The 20,094-nt window shown below is 36.6% G+C and carries 15 protein-coding genes; 14 read left to right on the top strand and 1 reads right to left on the bottom strand.

Translation table 11 applies throughout. The features are described from left to right. The first annotated feature begins 150 nt into the window (after positions 1-150). Complete coding sequence (locus tag H602_RS0114640) at positions 151-1,398, top strand: FAD-dependent oxidoreductase (RefSeq protein WP_026978680.1); 1,248 nt, start codon at positions 151-153, stop codon at positions 1,396-1,398. A 142-nt stretch (positions 1,399-1,540) separates the two neighbouring features. Here H602_RS0114640 and H602_RS0114635 read toward each other — a convergent pair whose 3' ends face one another. Then, positions 1,541-4,081: a zinc-dependent metalloprotease gene (locus tag H602_RS0114635; protein ID WP_026978679.1), complete on the bottom strand. Its 2,541-nt coding sequence runs from the start codon at positions 4,079-4,081 to the stop codon at positions 1,541-1,543. A gap of 344 nt (positions 4,082-4,425) precedes the next feature. On the opposite strand from H602_RS0114635, the gene H602_RS0114630 reads away from it, so the two are divergent. From H602_RS0114630 to H602_RS0114570, 13 genes are all read left to right on the top strand, one after another. After that, positions 4,426-4,845, top strand: a complete 420-nt coding sequence (locus H602_RS0114630; RefSeq protein ID WP_026978678.1) for an IS1/IS1595 family N-terminal zinc-binding domain-containing protein — start codon at positions 4,426-4,428, stop codon at positions 4,843-4,845. Between the two features lie 104 nt (positions 4,846-4,949). Beyond that, the gene (locus H602_RS0114625; protein WP_026978677.1) at positions 4,950-6,329 is read left to right on the top strand and encodes a hypothetical protein; all 1,380 of its coding nucleotides are present in this window, start codon (positions 4,950-4,952) and stop codon (positions 6,327-6,329) included. A 23-nt stretch (positions 6,330-6,352) separates the two neighbouring features. Further along, entirely contained in the window at positions 6,353-6,610 is a 258-nt protein-coding gene (locus tag H602_RS0114620; protein ID WP_026978676.1) for a DUF4212 domain-containing protein, read from the top strand. Between the two features lie 40 nt (positions 6,611-6,650). Then, positions 6,651-8,405: a sodium:solute symporter family protein gene (locus H602_RS0114615; protein WP_026978675.1), complete on the top strand. Its 1,755-nt coding sequence runs from the start codon at positions 6,651-6,653 to the stop codon at positions 8,403-8,405. Between the two features lie 171 nt (positions 8,406-8,576). Beyond that, positions 8,577-8,771, top strand: a complete 195-nt coding sequence (locus H602_RS0114610; RefSeq protein ID WP_026978674.1) for a hypothetical protein — start codon at positions 8,577-8,579, stop codon at positions 8,769-8,771. After that, positions 8,764-11,475 carry a sensor histidine kinase gene (locus tag H602_RS0114605; protein ID WP_035759748.1) on the top strand — a complete coding sequence of 904 codons (2,712 nt, stop codon included), beginning with the start codon at positions 8,764-8,766 and terminating at the stop codon, positions 11,473-11,475. Before H602_RS0114610 ends, H602_RS0114605 begins: the two co-directional genes overlap by 8 nt. Positions 11,476-11,495: 20 nt before the next feature. After that, entirely contained in the window at positions 11,496-11,858 is a 363-nt protein-coding gene (locus tag H602_RS0114600) for a response regulator transcription factor (protein WP_026978672.1), read from the top strand. 60 nt (positions 11,859-11,918) lie between these two features. Further along, complete coding sequence (locus tag H602_RS0114595) at positions 11,919-13,820, top strand: AMP-binding protein (RefSeq protein ID WP_026978671.1); 1,902 nt, start codon at positions 11,919-11,921, stop codon at positions 13,818-13,820. A 46-nt stretch (positions 13,821-13,866) separates the two neighbouring features. Further along, complete coding sequence (gene acs, locus H602_RS0114590; RefSeq protein WP_026978670.1) at positions 13,867-15,774, top strand: acetate--CoA ligase; 1,908 nt, start codon at positions 13,867-13,869, stop codon at positions 15,772-15,774. Positions 15,775-16,188: 414 nt separating this feature from the next. Further along, positions 16,189-16,794 (top strand): N-acetyltransferase, encoded by a 606-nt coding sequence (locus H602_RS0114585; protein ID WP_211224093.1) that lies wholly within the window; start codon positions 16,189-16,191, stop codon positions 16,792-16,794. Further along, positions 16,773-17,987 carry an argininosuccinate synthase domain-containing protein gene (locus H602_RS0114580; protein ID WP_026978668.1) on the top strand — a complete coding sequence of 405 codons (1,215 nt, stop codon included), beginning with the start codon at positions 16,773-16,775 and terminating at the stop codon, positions 17,985-17,987. The genes H602_RS0114585 and H602_RS0114580 overlap by 22 nt, the downstream gene beginning before the upstream one ends. Then, on the top strand, positions 17,974-18,942 hold the full coding sequence (argC, locus tag H602_RS0114575) for an N-acetyl-gamma-glutamyl-phosphate reductase (protein WP_026978667.1): 969 nt from the start codon (positions 17,974-17,976) through the stop codon (positions 18,940-18,942). The genes H602_RS0114580 and argC overlap by 14 nt, the downstream gene beginning before the upstream one ends. Positions 18,943-18,962: 20 nt before the next feature. Further along, the gene (locus H602_RS0114570; protein WP_026978666.1) at positions 18,963-20,087 is read left to right on the top strand and encodes an aspartate aminotransferase family protein; all 1,125 of its coding nucleotides are present in this window, start codon (positions 18,963-18,965) and stop codon (positions 20,085-20,087) included. Positions 20,088-20,094 lie beyond the last annotated feature (7 nt).

Here is a 20,094-nt window from a genome sequence, read left to right as displayed (position 1 = left end):
TGTATTGAGGCTTAGTTTTTATACTACTTTGTGGAGATCAAGACGATTTATAGGAAAAGGGTTGCTGCGTAATTTTGGACTTTACGTGGGCGTTGCATTTTAGCATTTCCCAACTTCTATTGCTTATCTTTGCAACAGCAAAAATTTAAAATGGAAAATCAAGCGTACAAAATACACATTATTGGAGCAGGAGTAAGCGGACTTGTAGCAGCAAAAGTGCTGGAAGATCATGGGTTTTGTCCTCTTATAATTGAAGCTACAGATCGGGTAGGAGGTAGAGTAAAAACCGATAATGTGGATGGATATCAGTTGGATCATGGATTTCAAGTAATGTTGACTTCCTATCCTGCTGCACAAAAATACTTGAATTATGAAGCACTAGCATTGCAACATTTTCTTCCCGGAGCGGCTGTGTTTCAAAATGGAAAACAAAAAGTTCTTGGTGATCCATTGCGTGATTTGTCATTATTACTACCGACTCTGACATCAGGAATTGGAAGTATTTCTGATAAAATGAATATATTGAAGTTGAACCTGCTCTTAAAGAAAACTGCACTTCAGGATATTTTTGCAAAACCGGAAAAAACTACCTACAATTATCTTGTTGATTTTGGATTTTCAGAAGACATGATTACCACTTTTTTTAAACCTTTTTTCAGCGGCATCTTCTTGGAAAATCAGTTAGAAACGTCCAGCAGAATGTTTGAATTTGTGTACAAAATGTTTGGCGACGGTACAGCCGCATTGCCCAAAGCAGGAATGGAAGCGATTCCGAAACAGTTGAAATCAAATTTGAAAAACACAAAATTTGTGTTCAATACTAAAGTGAAATCGGTGGAGGAAACTAAAATACTACTTGCCGACGGAACGGAATTGGAAAGCGATTACACGATTATCGCTGCTGAAAATAGTGATTTGATTCGTGGTAATTTGACGCAAAAAATAGCGTGGAAATCGTGTGATGCACTTTATTTTGAAGTCGATTCAAGAGTCATTGATAAAAAGTTAATTGGTCTAATTGCGGATAAAAATGCATTGATCAATAATATATTTTACCCTACCAGTTTGGAGTCGGTAGCGGCTGGAGCCAAAGAATTGCTTTCTGTTACAGTTGTCAAAGCACATAATTTAAATAGCGAAGAATTGCAAAAGCAAGTAGAAGTTGAATTGAAACAATTTTGTGGTATCGATCACCTACGATTTTTAAAACACTATTGTATTCCTAAGGCGCTTCCGAAATTGGCAAATTTAAAATATGAAATGCAACCTGCTGATACCCGTTTTTCAGATGCTATTTTTCTTGCCGGAGACACCCAATTGAACGGCTCATTAAATGCTGCAATGCTGGCGGGAGAACGCGCTGCTTTGGGAATTGTTGAGGTAGTAAAAGGAAATTAAAACGTTCGGTATTTTGAAAATTGGATAAGATTGATCGAAAATTATTGCGTATTTTAATTGTACTAAATCAAAGTTTTAATCTAAAAAAAGAGGCTGTTTCGAATTACGAAACAGCCTCTTTTGGATTATAAAAGCATTAACATTATTTTGGATCTAAAGCCATACTAATTTTAGCCACTAAATCCAATAAATGAAACTTGCTCAAACGGTCTGCAGTAGATGCCGCACTCAATTTAAGTTTTGCTTTCAATTGATTCAATTGACCTCTTGCGATGGATGGAATATCTGTTTCGCTGTATTGTACCGGTGTTCTGTTCAATCCTCTAGCTGATTTTTTACCCTCGTTATCCAGAGCGTCAATCAAGTTGTTGACAAATATTTTCTGAAGATTTCTTCTGTAAATATCAATTGGAGCATTGCTGTTTAATTCTGAGAATATTCCAATTCTTAAATCAGACATCAACTCATCAACCGAATAATTCTTTTTGCTTAAAGACGAAGTCTCAATCAATCGAATCAAACGATCTCCTGCCATCAAACTATTTAATGTTCCGCCTTGCAATGATTTCATCGCTTCAACGCCACTGTCTGGATTGATTTTAGTTAACACGGATTGATCCAATAACCATATTGGCGTTTTGAATAATTGTGTTTGTAAGAAATCAATTGCCTCGTTTTGAATAGCACTTGGCACAACCTCGTATTCATCACCTGCCATTTCTGTAGTCTTTGGATTGTAGTAAATTCCACCTACATTCTTAGTTACATGGCCCATATATCTTCTAAATTGACCGGTAAGAGAATTGTATAAACCTTCTAATTCCGAATAATCTTCACCATCTTCTCTACTCCAAGAATTCAGTTGTGGAAGAATGCGTTTCAAGTTTTTAATACCATATGCTGAAGCCTTCATCGCATTGTCACCTAAATCTTCTGTTTGGTATCTTGGATCGTATGGACTGGATTCTGTTCCAAACCATAAACGTCTGTCTTTATACGCTTCTTTAGTCATTTCATTTAACAAATCCTTTTCTTCTTTTTCAGAAGTAGCATCTGGAAAGTAAGCATAACCCCATTTGATGGCCCATTTATCATAATCACCAATTCTTGGAAATAAATCAGTAACGCCGTCTTCGGGTTGCGCTACATAATTAAAACGTGCATAATCCATAATAGAAGACGTGTGTCCTTTCTCTTTTTGGAACGCAGCATCTCTTAATTTTTCAACAGGCGTTGCATTACTCGCACCCATATTGTGACGCAGTCCAAGTGTGTGACCTACTTCATGCGATGAAACGAAACGAATCAATTCGCCCATTAATTTATCGTCAAATTTCTTAGCACGCGCTTTTTCGTCTACTGCTCCAGTTTGAATTAAATACCAATCTCTCAATAAACTCATGATGTTATGGTACCAACCAATGTGGCTTTCCATAATTTCACCTGTTCGTGGATCGTGTACATTTGGTCCATAAGCATTTTGGATATCTGCTGCAAAGTACCTCAATACAGAGAAACGAGCATCTTCAAGACTCATGGTTGGGTCGTTTTCTGGCCAATATTCACCACGAATTGCATTTTTCCAACCTGCAAATTCAAATGCTTCTTGCCAATCGTCAATACCTGCTTTGATAAAAGGCCTCCATTTTTCTGGAGTGGCAGGATCAATATAATAGACAATAGGTTTTTTAGGCTCAATTAATTCACCTCTTTTTTGCTTTTCAGCATCTTCTGCATTTTTGGGCTCTAATCTCCAACGAACTGCAAAAATTGACTTATCGGATTTCAATGATTCGTCTTCAAAAACGTCGTATCCGTTAGCGAAATATCCTACACGAGGATCGTATGTTCTTTTACGCATCGGCACTTCTGGCAAAAGTAAAAGAGACGTGTTTAACTCAACTGTTACTACACCTGCATCAAGTCCTGCTGGGAAATCCACACCAATTTGAGGCGTAGGTGTTCTTGAAATTTTTCTTGGTTCTGTTGAAAATGTTTTTACACTTCTAATTTCCACATTAATAGGAAAACTTTTGATGTCAGAAATAAACGATTTGTCTTTTTGAAACGATTGAATCTTTAGCAATTGCTTATTGACAGGACTCAAAGAAAATGTTTGCATATCTGCATCAAAACTTGAATTCATGTCAATTACGTATCCTGCATTTGATTTACCATCAGCCCCTTTTTTGTAAGCTAAAATGTCGTAATTTCCGATGATTGGATCTGCACTCGAATTTTTAACTGCCTGACTGATGGGTTTGTCCACGTCAGGAGTTGTAATTACGTAAGTAACAGAGCGAAGAATGATGTTGTCCTTCATTCCCCTTTCAAAGCGTACCACTTGGCGGTTGATTTCTTCACCTCCAAAAATTCCTCCACCTGCTGGTGTTTTGGAATATCGTGTTGTGGTCATAATTTCTTTTCCTATTAAGGAATCCGAAATTTCAAATAAAAATTTGTCTTTGGTTTTGTGGATGTCAATCAATCCTTTCTGCGTTACTGTAGATGCAGAATCAATAACTGATTTGTAAGGTTTTGGACCTTTTTTCTCTTCTGGTTTTTTGTCGACAACTTCAGTTTTGTCTTTCGACTTTTTCTTTCTGTCTTTTTTTTGTGCAAAACCATCGACACAAAACAACAGCAAAAGGCATGTTGATAATAGTGTAATCTTTTTAAACATAAATTGGGTGAGTTAATAGTTATAAATCAATTACCAAAACTATTTTAAATTGTACAGAATCTCCACTTTTCATCCTAAAAATTAGATTTATTTAACAATTTTATGATTTGTTGATGGATTGTGGAGCAATAAAATGAATTTTAAATGGGTTTATATGTCACCTTACAGACTCATACTAAGTGTTGAGAGAGGATTAGGTGCTTTTGAACTTTAAATGGAATAAAATGATAATATGTATTTATTTCGCTGTTAAATTAGGTACTTCATAAAAATAATTGAGATAATTTGCCATATCCTCGATTATATATTTGCTAATTTAGTATATTTATGCAAAATTTATATACATGGAGATTTTAGCATGTCCAAAGTGCCAAGACAATAACATTGTAAAAAGTGGTGTCATCAAAGGCAGACAAAGGTATTTGTGCAAAAAATGCAATTACTATTTTACAGTAAACAAAATAGGTAAAAAGATCGATAATTACTATGTCACTAAAGCATTGCAACTGTATTTAGAAGGCTTGAGTTTTAGAGAAATTGAGCGTATTATCGGGGTTTCCCACGTTACCGTGAGCAATTGGATAAAAGAATTTAATGTCAAGAAGCCCAGTCATGCCGATTATCATCCTACTTACAAGATATTTAATCATTTAGAGCTTATAGAATACTTAAAAAACAAGGAAAAACTATCTGGTGCAGGTATGATTATTACGGAGTTAGGGGACAAGTTTATGCTTATAAAATGGGAACGTTTCCGGGATTAGCTATACTACTTTACAGTTAGATATATTAAATTATTACTTTTTCATTACAATTATGCAATTTGGCAGTGTTGAAAAACATTAACCACAAACCAAAAAGCATATTTATGAAACAAATTTATCTAATTGCAGCTGCCTTGTTTCTTTCGGTAAGTGCCTTCTCGCAAGGTTCGCCCGAATATGGAGCAGGATTGAAGTTCAAATTGAACGACGATGGCTCAAAGTATTTACGCCTCATCGCTTGGAATCAAATTTGGTTGCGTTCTACCGAAATGAATCCAGGAACTATGATCAATGGCGAGGAAGCAAGTTCTAGCACGGATATTGGCAATCGTAGACTCCGTGTTTTAATGTACGCTCAAATTTCACCACGTTACATGATTGTTACACACTTTGGGGTTAACAACCAGACGTTTACCAACGGTGGGGCTTTAGGAAGTACAGGAACGGGGGGTTATGGACAAGGAAAAAAGCCAGGACTTTTCTTTCATGATGCGTGGAATGAATACGCGATGGTTTTGCCTCAAGCCGACAAAAAATTCAGCCTTTCTATAGGGGGTGGTTTGCACTATTACATGGGACTTTCTCGACTTACGATGGCTTCGACTTTAAATTTTTTAGCAGTTGACTCGCCGACATTCAATTGGCCACTTATCGAAAATTCGGACCAGTTTGCACGCCAAATGGGTTTATTTGCTAAAGGAAAATACGGAAAATTTGAATACCGCTTGAGCTATAATAAACCTTATGCAACAACGCTAACTCCTACAGATGTTGCAACTTCTGATTTAGCAGTAGCAGTGGACAACAGTGGAAATACAAAATGGTCTAAAGCAGGATACTTTGAATACCAATTTTTAGATGGCGAATCCAATCTACTTCCTTACAAAGTTGGTTCGTACTTGGGAACAAAGAAAGTGTTTAATCTAGGAGCTGGATTTTATAACGCACCTGATGCTACCAAATCTTCTGTTGCAGGTGCCATAGAAAAGCACGATATCACATTACTTTCTGCAGATGCATTTTTGGACATGCCGATTGGCAATCCCGAAAAGAAAATGGCTCTAACCGCATACAGTGTCTTTTATAATTATGACTTTGGCCCCAATTACTTAAGAAATATTTCTATTATGAACGTGGGAGTTGCAGATCCTAATTTTGCGGGTGATCGTGCTTTAGCTGGTGCGGGAAATTTACAACCTGCAATTGGTTCTGGAAATATCTGGTACACACAAGCAGGTGTTTTGCTTCCTACTTCTCAAGAAAAACCTAAAGTGAGAATCCAGCCGTTTGCCGCCTATACGTACAAAAATTTTGATGCTTTGGAAAAAGCAAGCAGTCAATTTGATATCGGAACAAATTTATTTTTAGACGGTCATCATGCTAAATTAACAGCACAATATTCTACAAGACCGGTCTATACAACGCCACAAAATATTGACAGTTATTTAGGTGAATTCATTGTACAACTTCAAATTTATTTATAAATCAACTTTAAAAAAATCATAAAATGAGTCAAGAAAATGCTACAGCATATTGGAAGGAAAACATCAAATATGTGTTTATACTTCTCGCCATTTGGTTTGCCGTTTCTTACGGTGCCGGAATTTTATTTGTGGAACAATTGAATGAAATCAAATTAGCAGGATTTCCACTTGGTTTTTGGTTTGCACAACAAGGATCCATTTACGTGTTTGTCGTTTTGATTTTAGTGTACATCCGATTGATGAATAAGCTAGACAAGAAATACGGATACGACGAAGAATAGTTAGAAAAAACAAGATTTAAAACTTTAAAAAATAAACAAAATGGATGTACAAACTTGGACCTACATTATAGTAGGAGTAACTTTTGCTCTTTACATTGGAATTGCAATTTGGGCACGTGCTGGATCTACAAAAGAATTTTATGTAGCCGGCGGAGGTGTTGGACCTATAGCAAACGGAATGGCAACGGCTGCCGATTGGATGTCTGCCGCATCTTTTATCTCAATGGCAGGAATCATTTCTTTTGCGGGTTATGATGGCGCTGTTTACCTGATGGGTTGGACTGGAGGATATGTTTTATTGGCTTTATTATTAGCGCCTTATTTGAGGAAATTTGGAAAATTTACGGTGCCGGACTTCATTGGCGATCGTTATTATTCAAAAACAGCGCGGACCGTTGCCGTTTTCTGTGCTTTGATTGTTTCTTTTACGTACGTGGCTGGACAAATGAGAGGTGTAGGATTGGTGTTCTCTAGATTTTTAGAAGTTGAAATTAATACTGGTGTAATCATCGGAATGATTATCGTTTTATTTTATGCAGTTTTAGGCGGTATGAAAGGGATTACCTACACACAAGTAGCACAATATTGCGTGTTGATTTTTGCCTTCATGGTTCCTGCAATTTTCATTTCGATTCAAGCTACAGGTCATTCTATCCCGCAATTGGGAATGGGTGGAACAGTATCTGGGTCAGATGTGTATTTGTTGGATAAATTAAACGGACTTTCAACCGATTTAGGATTCGCAGAATATACTGCAGGTAAGAAAAGCATGATCGATGTTTTTGCAATTACATTAGCATTAATGGTTGGAACAGCTGGATTACCTCACGTGATTGTAAGATTTTTTACGGTGAAAAAGGTAAAAGACGCCAGAAAATCTGCCGGTTGGGCTTTGTTCTTAATCGCAATTTTATATACAACGGCTCCTGCTGTTTCGGTTTTTGCTAAAGTAAATTTAATTGAGACTGTAAGTAATAAAGAATATTCAAGCATGCCAGAATGGTTCAAAAAATGGGAAACGACTGGATTGCTGACTTTTGATGACAAAAATAAAGATGGTAAAATCAATTATTATAATGACAAATCCAAAGACGAAGCTTTTGTAGCAGCCGCTGCCGCTAAAGGTCTTGCAGGAAACGAATTGACCATTGACAATGATATTATGGTTTTGGCAAATCCTGAAATCGCAAATTTACCAAATTGGGTAATAGCTTTAGTTGCCGCTGGTGCTTTAGCCGCTGCACTTTCTACCGCTGCTGGACTATTATTGGTAATTTCTGCATCGGTTTCGCATGATTTAATTAAAAAAATGATCAACCCAAACATCTCTGAAAAAGGCGAATTATGGGCCGCTCGTGGAGCTGCAACTGTTGCTGTAGTAATTGCAGGTTGGTTTGGTATTAATCCTCCTGGATTTGTGGCAGCCGTCGTCGCATTAGCGTTTGGACTTGCAGCAGCGTCATTTTTCCCAGCTATTATTTTAGGAATTTTCTACAAGAAAATGAATAAAGAAGGAGCGGTTGCCGGAATGGTTGTCGGAATGTTATTGATGATTTTCTACATGTTAAAATTCAAATTCGGAATTTTCGACGGAGGAAAAGAAGCTGTGGCTGGTTTAGAAGCAAAATGGTGGTTTGGAATTTCGCCAGAAGGTTTTGGAACGGTTGCTATGCTTGCCAACTTTGCAGTAGCATTGACCATAAAAACATTCACGCCAGATCCTCCTCAAGAAGTACAAGATATTGTGGAAAACATCCGAATTCCATCGGGTGCGGGAGAAGCAGTAGATCATTAATAGATTTAATTGTTGGTAATTCAAGACTGCTGTATTGTTCCAAACAATGCAGCAGCTTTTGAATTTAATCTTTCGAATTATACCTTATAGAATCACATTTTTTTTATACATTTAGCCAGCTGCTAACCATTTTATTTTGATTTCTATCTAATTGAAATCCATATAAAAATCATGAACAAAAGACACCAACAAAAACTAATCATTTTAACCATTACCTTGTTGCTTTGCTTCAACATGCCACTGTTGTTGCTCTTTGACAGTGCAAGTTCTGTAGGTGGAATTCCAGTGATTTACGTGTATTTATTCTCGCTTTGTGTAGTGTCAATTCTCATTTCATTATTGGTAATAAAAAGATATTATGAGTAGCATAGCTTTACTAGTCATATTATCAATATATTTGGCGCTTCTTTTTGGAGTAGCACATTTTGCCGAAAAGCGTGCCAATTCAAAATGGGTGAATAATCCTTATGTATACACCTTGTCTTTGGCGGTATATTGTAGCGCTTGGACGTATTACGGAAGTATTGGTGTTGCCGCGAACTCTGGGCTAAATTATCTGCCAATCTATATCGGACCAATTATAATCATACCAGTCTGGATGATTGTTTTGCGCAAAATAATTCGGATTTCAAAAATAAATAAGATTTCCAGCATTGCAGATTTTATTTCACTTCGATATGGAAACAGTCGATTTTTAGGAGCATTAGTTACTCTAATTTGCATTTTCGGAATTTTGCCTTACATCGCTTTGCAATTAAAAGCCATTGCCGAAACGTTTCATGTGGTTACAAAGACTACCGGAGATTCCAATATTTTTAGTGATACTACAACTTATGTAGCCATTGCTTTGGCACTTTTTGCATCCTATTATGGAACGCGTTATGTGGATGCATCTGAACAAAGAAAAGGCATTGTTACCGCCGTGGCGATGGAATCTGTGCTGAAATTATTCTTCTTTTTATTGTTGGGTATTTATGTGACTTTTTTCGTATTCGATGGTTTTGACGATATTTATGCACAAGCAAGTATTCTCGAACATTTCAAGGAGAAAAATACGATTGGTGGAATTCCGCAAGCTATAAATTGGCTCTTTTTATGTGTTTTATCATTGTTTGCCATTTTCCTTTTGCCAAGGCAATTTCAAATGTCTGTAGTGGAGAATAATCGTGAAAGTCACATCAAAACAGCAGTTTGGCTTTTCCCGTTGTATTTAGTATTATTCAATATTTTTGTTTATCCCGTAGCTTGGGGCGGAAATATTCTTTTTGAAGGACAATCGGTGAATTCAGATACGTACTCATTATTAATTCCGCAATTGTTTGATAATCAATTCATTGTTGTTTTAGTGTTTTTAGGTGGTTTTTCTGCGGCAATTTCGATGATTGTCGTTTCGTGCATTGGATTATCTACCATGTTGAGTAATAATTTACTAATTCCTTACGGATTTCTAGGTCGGTTGCAAAGTGATTTTCAGGAAACCAACAACAAGAAAATTGTAAACATTCGGAAAGTCGGCATATTTTCACTAATAATTCTCTCGTATATTATCTATAGAGTGTTTGTTTTAGAATACAATTTGTTCTCGATTGGAATGGTTGCATTTGTAATTATTGCACAATTAGCTCCTGCTTTTTTTGGAGCAATTCTTTGGAAAAGAGGTTCTAAAAAAGGAGCCATTACAGGAATGATCATTGGATTTATATTCTGTATGTATACTTTATTAATTCCGTATGCGATTGGAATTAGTGATTTTGATAGCAGTTTTATAACCAACGGACTTTTTGGAATAGAACTTTTGAGACCTTTTCAATTGTTTGGAATTGATTATTTAGAACCGGTTCCTCAAGCTTTATTCTGGAGTATGTTGTTCAATATCATGTCGTATTTGGCAGTTTCTGTCAGCTTTACTGGAAATTATAGAGAACGAAATTACGCTGAGATGTACGTGGATATTGACCAATACATGGCTACCAATGAAAGTAACTTCATCTGGAAAGGAACGGCAAACACCACTGATATCCAAAAAGTACTGAATCGGTTTTTAGGCGAAGAACGAACTAAACGAGCTTTGAACCTGTTCCGGTTAAAATATCAAGTTGAAAAAATCGAAGAATTGGCTGATGCACGATTGATCAAATTTGCCGAGAATTTATTAACGGGACATATTGGTACGGCTTCCGCCAAAATCTTGATTTCAAGTGTGGTAAAAGAGGAAAAAATCACGCTTCCCGAGGTAATGAAAATTTTGGAAGAATCAAAAGAGAATATTTTAATCAATAAAAAGCTGACGGAAACGTCCAAGGAACTCAATGCCATTACTGCACAATTGAAAAAGGCGAATGCCGATTTAATTTTGAAAGACAAGCAGAAAGACGAGTTTCTAGATACCATTTCTCACGAATTAAGGACGCCAATCACCGCCATTCGTGCAGCGACAGAAATCTTACACGACAATGATGACGTGCCGGAAGAAATGAAGAAACAGTTTCTATCCAACATTATTACAGAATCCGACCGATTGAACCGTTTGATTACAAAAATACTTGATTTAGAAAAATTTGATTCAGGAATGCAGAAAATTTATGTAACTAAAAATAATATTTACCACACTATTTCTGAAACGATTAATCAATTGCAGCAGCTTATTGACAACAAAAAAATAACTATAGATCTGATTTCTCAAAAGAATATTGTTAAAGCATTTTATGACGAAGATCGCATCACGCAAGTGTTGAATAATTTGCTTTCAAACGCAATAAAATTTTGCCCAAATCAAGATGGAACAATCGCCATTTTTGTTAAAGAAACGGAGCAAATCATTGAAGTTGCTATTGAAGATAATGGCAAAGGAATTGACGAAAATGACTTCGAAGCAGTGTTTGAAAAGTTTTATCAGTCGTCCAATCAAAACATTAGGAAACCTGTAGGAAGTGGTTTAGGTTTAGCAATTTGTAAAAAAATAATAGAACATCATAACGGAAGGATTTGGGCGGAAAACAGTGTGAATTCGGGAGCAAGAATTACGTTTACCATTCCTAAATACAGTAGATTAAATCAAAAAAATACTTAAATAATAGTGAAAGATAGCCTATGAAAAAGATCCTAATTGTTGACGACGAACCCAACATTGTCATGTCTTTAGAATATACTTTTAAGAAAAATAATTTTGAAGTATTCATCGCTAGAGACGGACAAGAAGCGTTAGATATTTTAAAAAACGCATTGCCGGATATTATTATTTTGGATGTGATGATGCCCAACGTGGACGGTTACAATACGTTGGAACAAATAAAAAGTGATGTGCGTTTAGAGCATACAAAAGTCATTTTCCTTTCGGCAAAAAATAAAGAAAAAGACATTGAAAGAGGATTGGCACTTGGAGCAGATTTGTACATGACGAAGCCTTTTTCAGTTAAAAAATTAGTAGAACAAGTCAATGAAATAATAAAATAATTTTTCAAAATATAATTAAATCAATTACATCAAACCAACACACAACCAAATAATACAGTTATGAATAAGTATAATGAATTTTACGAACAAAGCATAAAAGATCCTGCTTCATTTTGGCAAGAGCAATCAGAGCAAATTGAATGGTTTTCAAAACCAACAAACATACTTTCAAAGGACGAAAACGGCTATCCACTTTGGTTTGAAGATGGCACGTTAAACATGTCTTATTTAACGATAGACAAACATATTAATGAAGGTTTTGGTGACGAAATTGCCATTATTTACGATTCGCCAGTGACGCAAACGGTAAAAAAATATACGTTTAATGAGGTCAAAACAGAAGTGGCTAAATTAGCCGGAGGTTTACTTTCCTTGGGTTTCAAAAAAGGACACACGGCCATTATTTACATGCCAATGATTCCGCAAACCACCTTTGCCATGTTGGCTTGCGCGAGGATTGGAGTCATCCATTCTGTAGTTTTTGGCGGATTTGCACCACACGAATTGGCGATCAGAATTGACGATTGCAAACCGCGTGGTATCATTACTGCATCTTCTGGAATTGAAATCGACCGACTGATTGCCTACAAACCCTTAGTTGACGAAGCAATTGAATTGGCAGAACACAAGCCTAAAAAAGTAGTTATTTTCAACAGAAAATTGGGTGCACGAGTTCCGTTCAAGAAACGCGATGTGGATTACGATGCTTTAGTTTACGGTTCTGAAGAAGCCGATTATGTTCCGGTTGCTTCCAATCATCCGTTGTATATTTTATACACTTCGGGTACGACTGGAAAGCCAAAGGGAATTATTCGGGATACAGGTGGTTACGCAACTGCGCTAAAATTTTCGATGAAATACATTTACAATACCACACCTGGCGAAGTTTTTTGGTCGGCATCCGATATGGGTTGGGCTGTTGGACACAGCTATATTTTATACGGACCGCTCTTAAACAGAAATACGACCATTATTTTTGAGGGAAAACCAATACGAACTCCCGATTCCAGTACGTTTTGGAGAATGATATCAGAACATAAAGTGTCTACGATGTTTACAGCTCCAACCGCAATTAGAGCCATTAAAAAAGAAGATCCAAACGGCGAATTCATCAAGCAATACGACTTATCTTGCTTGCGCAATCAGTTTTTAGCAGGTGAAAGATGTGATTCTGCTACAATCGAATGGTTTCAGCAGCACATTCCAATTCCCGTAATTGATCATTGGTGGCAAACTGAATCAGGTTGGCCAATGGTGGCTAATCCATTAGGTGTCGAGCAAATGAACGTCAAATTGGGTTCGGCAACAAAACCCGTTTGTGGATACGACTTGAAAATATTCAGTGAAGAAGGAGAAGAGTTGGGACCAAATCAAGAGGGTTTAGTAGTTATAAAATTGCCTTTGCCACCCGGAAATATGATTGGACTTTGGGACAATTTAGAACGTTTTCAGTCGGGTTATTTTAAGAAATTTGACGGTTATTACCTGTCAGGAGATGGTGGGTTTGTGGATGATGACGGCTATGTTTTTATTACAGGAAGAGTAGATGATGTGATAAATGTAGCCGGACACCGATTATCAACAGCAGAGATGGAAGAAATTGTTTCATCACATCAAGCCGTTGCCGAATGTGCAGTTATTGGAATTAATGACGCGTTAAAAGGACAAATTCCCGTAGCTTTGGCAGTAATTAAGGCAGGAAATGACATGGAGCGTTTTCAATTGGAATATGAAGTGGTCCAATTGGTTCGCGCTCAAATTGGTGCGGTTGCGTCGTTGCGAAATGTAATTGTGGTAGACCGATTGCCTAAAACTCGTTCCGGAAAAACACTTCGGAAACTGATGCGAAGTATTGCCGATGGCGAAAATTTCCAAATTCCTTCCACCATTGATGACGAAGCAATTATCGATGAAATCCGATTGGCATTTGAAAATGCAAAAGTGGGAAAAGTAGCAGAATAGTTTATAAAATAGAATAAGAAGACCAAAATAATTAAAACATACGATTATGAGTTATTATCAAGTTAAAAATTTAGAACAATATTTCAAACATTACAATAAATCCATCCGCGAGCCGAGAAAATTTTGGGGCAAAATTGCTTCTGAAAATTTTACTTGGTACCAAGAATGGGATAAAGTAGTGGAATTTGATATGGCAGAAGCTGAAATTAAGTGGTTTAGCGGTGCAAAAGTTAACATCGTTAAAAATTGTATTGACCGTCATTTGTCCAAAAGAGGCGAGAAGACTGCAATCATTTTTGAACCTAACGACCCAAAAGAAGCCGCGGAACATATTACATATAATGATTTGCACCAACGGGTTTGTAAAATGGCAAATGTCCTGAAGGAGCAAGGTATTAAAAAAGGAGACCGTGTTTGTATTTATTTACCAATGATTCCAGAATTAGCGGTTTCCATTTTAGCTTGTGCTCGTATTGGTGCAATTCATTCTGTGGTCTTTGCAGGGTTTTCTTCAAGTGCTGTGGCAGCGAGAATCAATGATTCGGACTGTAAAATGGTTATTACTTCGGACGGAGGTTTTCGCGGAAACAAAACCATTGACCTGAAAGGAATTATTGATGAAGCACTGACCAATTGTCCATCAGTTACCAAAGTATTGGTTGCAAAGAGAATTAATGCTGAAATTAAAATGGTGGAAGATAGAGATATGTGGCTACAGCCTTTATTAGACCAAGCATCTGATAATAACGTGGCCGAAATCATGGATGCTGAGGATCCTTTATTCATTTTATACACGTCAGGATCTACCGGAAAACCTAAAGGTATGGTTCATACTACGGCAGGATATATGGTTTATACGGCTTATACATTTAAAAATGTCTTTAATTATGAAGAAAATGATGTGTATTGGTGTACTGCAGATATTGGCTGGATTACGGGACATTCGTACATTTTATACGGTCCGCTTTTAAATGGTGCGACAACCGTTATTTTTGAAGGCGTTCCTTCTTATCCAGACTTCAGTAGATTCTGGGAAGTGATTGAAAAACATAAAGTAAGTCAATTTTATACGGCTCCAACAGCGATCAGATCATTAGCAAAAGAAAGTTTAGATTTCGTAGAACGTTTTCCATTGTCATCCCTTAAAGTCATCGGCTCCGTTGGCGAACCCATTAATGAGGAAGCGTGGCACTGGTACAACGACCACGTAGGAGGAAAACGTTGTCCTTTAGTTGATACTTGGTGGCAAACCGAAACGGGTGGAATCATGCTTTCGCCAATTCCTTTTGTAACGCCAACAAAACCAACGTATGCCACTTTACCATTACCGGGAATTCAGCCGGTTTTAATGGACGATCGTCGCAATGAAATTGAAGGAAATCAAGTAGTAGGAAGTTTGTGTATAAAATTTCCATGGCCTGGAATTGCTCGAACCATTTGGGGCGATCACCAGCGTTATAAAGAAACGTACTTTACTGCTTTTCCTGGAAAATATTTTACAGGAGATGGTGCTCTACGAGATGAAGTTGGCTATTATAGAATTACGGGTCGCGTAGATGACGTAGTTATTGTTTCTGGACATAATTTAGGAACAGCTCCAATTGAAGATGCTATTAACGAACATCCTGCTGTAGCCGAGTCTGCGATTGTTGGATTTCCACACGAAATTAAAGGAAGTGCACTTTACGGATACGTAATTTTAAAAGAAGCGGGTGAATACCGAGATCGTAATAACCTTGAAAAAGAGATTAACGAAATGATTTCCAACCAAATCGGACCGATTGCAAAATTGGATAAAATTCAGTTTGTTTCGGCATTGCCAAAAACGCGTTCTGGTAAAATTATGCGACGCATTTTACGTAAGATAGCAGAAGGTGACTTCTCTAATTTTGGCGATACTAGTACTTTATTGAATCCTGAAATTGTAGAGGAAATTAAAGAAGGTAAGGTTTAAACTTTTAATCGTTTTCTAAAAAGTGCTGTATTGTATTATACAGCACTTTTTTTTTGTCTTAAAACAAAGTATTTATAGATAAGTTTTTATCACAATTGTTTTTTTTCCACTTGTTCTGTGTTTTTGCATTTTATAGAAACAACAAGCGAAATAAATGATGAATAGACAATTAACGGATAATCAATTATTTATCATAATGACCAATAGCAATTTTATTGCGTCATCCAATGGGAATTACAAATAATTCGTCCGATTAAAAGATCTTCATAAGAATATATATCTTTTTTAATTTTATTTTGCAGATGATATATCTTTATAATCTATCTTTGTGCAAAATATTTAAGGGTGGATAAATTTTTAGTAATCCTTGCTGGCGAGAATCATTTAGAATATGCCAACACGATTGTTCAAGAAATGCAGGCATCTGCACAAGTTAGAGGTACGGGTATTGCCAAGCGAACGCCAGAATACATCCAGCAGAAAATGATGGAAGGAAAAGCGATTATTGCTTTCGATTCAAAAAAGAAATGGGCGGGATTTTGCTATATCGAAACGTGGCAATCGGGTGAATATGTGGCGAATTCAGGTCTGATCATAGCGCCACCTTTCAGAAATTTAGGTTTGGCCAAATTAATCAAAGAACAAGTACTGCTTCTTTCCCGAACAAAATATCCGAATTCAAAAATTTTTGGTCTAACTACCGGTTTAGCAGTGATGAAAATAAATTCTGAATTGGGCTACAAACCTGTTACCTACTCTGAGTTAACTACAGACGAACAGTTCTGGAACGGCTGCAAGAGTTGCGTAAACTATTCTATTCTAACAAGTAAAGACTTTAAAAATTGTTTGTGCACAGCAATGATTTGCAGTGACAATCCTGCAAAAAACAAGGTAATAGTATCAACTGATATAACGTTAGAGTCAAAGTTTACAACTTTCTTAAAGCGGTTAGCCAAAATAAAAGAGCATATGAAACTTCAAATAATTGAAAATCAAAAATGGAAGCAAAAGATAAAATAATTGTAGCCTACAGTGGAGGTCTAGACACAACATATTGTGCAGTAATGCTGAATAAAATAAAAAATTATGAAGTGCATGCCGTTACTATAAACACAGGTGCATTTACGGACGAAGATGTGTTGGAATTGGAGAAGAAAGCCTACGCAATAGGCGTAACCTCTTTTAAATGCATTGATGTCAGAAAAAAATATTATGATGATTGCATTAAGTATTTGATTTTTGGAAATATTTTAAAAAATGGAACATATCCATTAAGTGTTAGTGCCGAACGAATTATTCAAGCGATTTCTATTGTTGAATATGCAAAAGAAGTAAACATCACCACCATTGCTCACGGAAGTACAGGTGCAGGAAATGACCAAATTAGATTTGATATGATATTTAGTCATTTAATGCCCGAAGTAAATATCGTAACGCCAATTAGAGATGAAAAACTAAGTAGAGAAGCAGAAATTTCATTTTTAAGAGCGCATAATGCAGAATATGATTTTGCGAAAGCAACTTACAGTATCAACAAAGGCCTTTGGGGAACCTCTGTTGGTGGAAAGGAAACATTGACTTCAACTCACAATTTACCTGAAGAAGCATGGCCCACAAAAATTACTGAGACCAACCAAAAGGACTTAATACTGCATTTTGAAAAAGGGGAAATAATAGGAATCGATAATTTAAAATTTAATCATCCAGTTGAAGCTATCGAATATTTACAAAATATGGCACAACCTTTTGGCATCGGAAGAGACATCCACGTTGGCGATACCATTATTGGGATTAAAGGCCGAGTAGGTTTTGAAGCTGCTGCACCAATTATCATAATTAAAGCGCACCACTTATTAGAAAAGCATGTGCTCACGAAATGGCAATTGTATTGGAAAGAGCAGCAAGCTTCCTTCTACGGAAATTGGCTGCATGAAGGCCAAATGTTAGATCCTACTATGCGCGATATGGAAGCGTTTTTTATAAGTACACAGAAAACCGTAACTGGAAAAGTGCACGTTACGCTTTTTCCGCACCGCTTTGTACTCAATGGAATTGAAAGCAAACATGATTTAATGGCTGCGGAATTTGGCTCTTATGGCGAAATGAATAACAGTTGGACAGGAAATGACGTGAAAGGTTTTACAAAGATATTTGGAAACCAAACTGCAATTTATCATCAAGTAAATAAAAATCTAAGCGATGAAAAAATGTAAAGTTGGAATTTTAGGTGGAGCTGGTTATACAGGCGGAGAGCTGATTCGGTTGCTAATCAATCATCCATTTGTCGAAATTGGATACATTCACAGCAACAGCAATGCGGGAAATTTCGTGTATGAAGTGCACACAGATCTCTTAGGTGATACCGATCTGAAGTTTGTAAATGCAACAGACGAGTCCGTAGATGTAGTTTTTTTATGTTTGGGTCATGGAGAATCTATTAAACGAGTTGATTCAATTAGCAAGAAGGTCAAAGTAATCGACTTGAGTCAAGATTTTAGATTGAATTCTGAGCAAAGTCGACCGTTTGTATACGGTTTACCAGAACTGAACAAAGAGCAAATAAAAAAAGCGCATAATGTAGCAAACCCCGGTTGTTTTGCCACAGCAATTCAATTGGCTTTATTGCCGTTGGCTTCAGAAAATAAATTGCCAAAAGGAATTCAAATCAATGCTACAACCGGCTCAACAGGCGTTGGACAAAGACTAAGTAGTAGTTCGCATTTTACTTGGAGGCAAAATAATGCTTCGGTCTACAAGCCTTTTGAACACCAGCATTTAGCCGAAATCAATAAAAGTTTGACTTTTCTGCAAGCGTCATTTTCTGCTGACATGCTTTTTATTCCGCAACGTGGCACATTTACGAGAGGTATTATGGCGTGCGTCACTTTAACCACTTCGCTTTCAATCGAAGCGTTAAAAAACACTTACGCAGCTTATTATAGAGATCATCCCTTTGTTCATGTAAGTGATAAAGCAATTGATTTAAAGCAAGTAGTAAACACCAACAAATGTGTGCTTTATATAGAGAAATACAAAGAGCAACTCCTCATTGTAAGTGTAATTGACAATTTATTAAAAGGAGCCTCAGGGCAGGCCGTACAAAATATGAATTTGATGTTCGGTTTTGACGAAAAAGCAGGATTACAATTAAAAGCTTCGGCATTTTAAAACACCTAAATTAATAATTGATGAAATCATTTGACGTATATTCTGTTTTTGATATTGAAATTACAAAAGCGAGCGGTGCTGATTTGTGGGACTTAAACGGAAAGAAATATTTGGACTTATATGGCGGCCATGCAGTTATATCTGTAGGTCACAGTCATCCTAAATACGTAAGTTCGATTACGAAACAATTAAATGCTATTGCTTTTTACTCCAACTCTGTAGTTATTAATTTGCAAAATGAATTGGCCAAAAAATTGGGTCGTTTGTCAGGATACGATGACTACGACTTATTCTTATGTAACTCTGGAGCCGAAGCTAATGAAAATGCATTTAAGTTGGCATCTTTTCAAAACGGAAGAAAAAAAATCATCGCCTTCAAGTCGGGCTTTCACGGAAGAACTTCGCTGGCCGTTGCCGCAACAGACAATCCGAAAATTGTTGCTGCTGTAAATCAAAACGAAAACATCACCTTTTTACCAATCAATGATTTTGAAGCCATAAGAAAAGAGATCAACGAAACCATTTGTGCCGTGATAATTGAAGGAATACAAGGAGTGGGTGGAATAAATATTCCCAATACAGATTTTTTACAAAAATTAAGAGCACTTTGCACTGAAAGCGGTGTTGTGTTAATTTTAGATGAAATTCAATCGGGATACGGTCGAACTGGAAAATTTTTTGCTCACCAATATGCAAACATAAAACCCGATATAATCACTGTGGCCAAAGGGATGGGAAATGGTTTTCCAATTGGCGGTTTGTTAATTTCCCCTGCATTTAAAGCGGTCAAAGAATCACTAGGAAACACTTTTGGAGGCAATTATTTGGCTTGTGCCGCAGGAATCGCTGTATTGGACATCATTGAGGAAGAGAATTTAATACAAAACGCGTTGAAGCAAGGTGCTTATTTGAAATCTAAACTTACTTCCTTTTCAAAAATAAAAGAAGTGCGTGGCGAAGGATTGATGATTGGTATTGAACTATTTGAACCCTGTGCCGAAACAAGAAAGAAAATTTTGTTTAATCATTCCATATTTACTGGTGCTTCATCCAATAAAAATGTACTTCGAATCTTGCCATCATTAGCCGTAACAAAGGAGCAAATTGATGCTTTTGTAACTGCTTTAGAACACTCTTTAAATTAAATTACGT

The organism is Flavobacterium tegetincola DSM 22377 (genome assembly GCF_000425485.1).
Classification (GTDB): domain Bacteria; phylum Bacteroidota; class Bacteroidia; order Flavobacteriales; family Flavobacteriaceae; genus Flavobacterium; species Flavobacterium tegetincola.
Note: the sequence above shows the minus strand (reverse complement) of the source record. Positions and strands in the feature narration are given on the sequence as shown.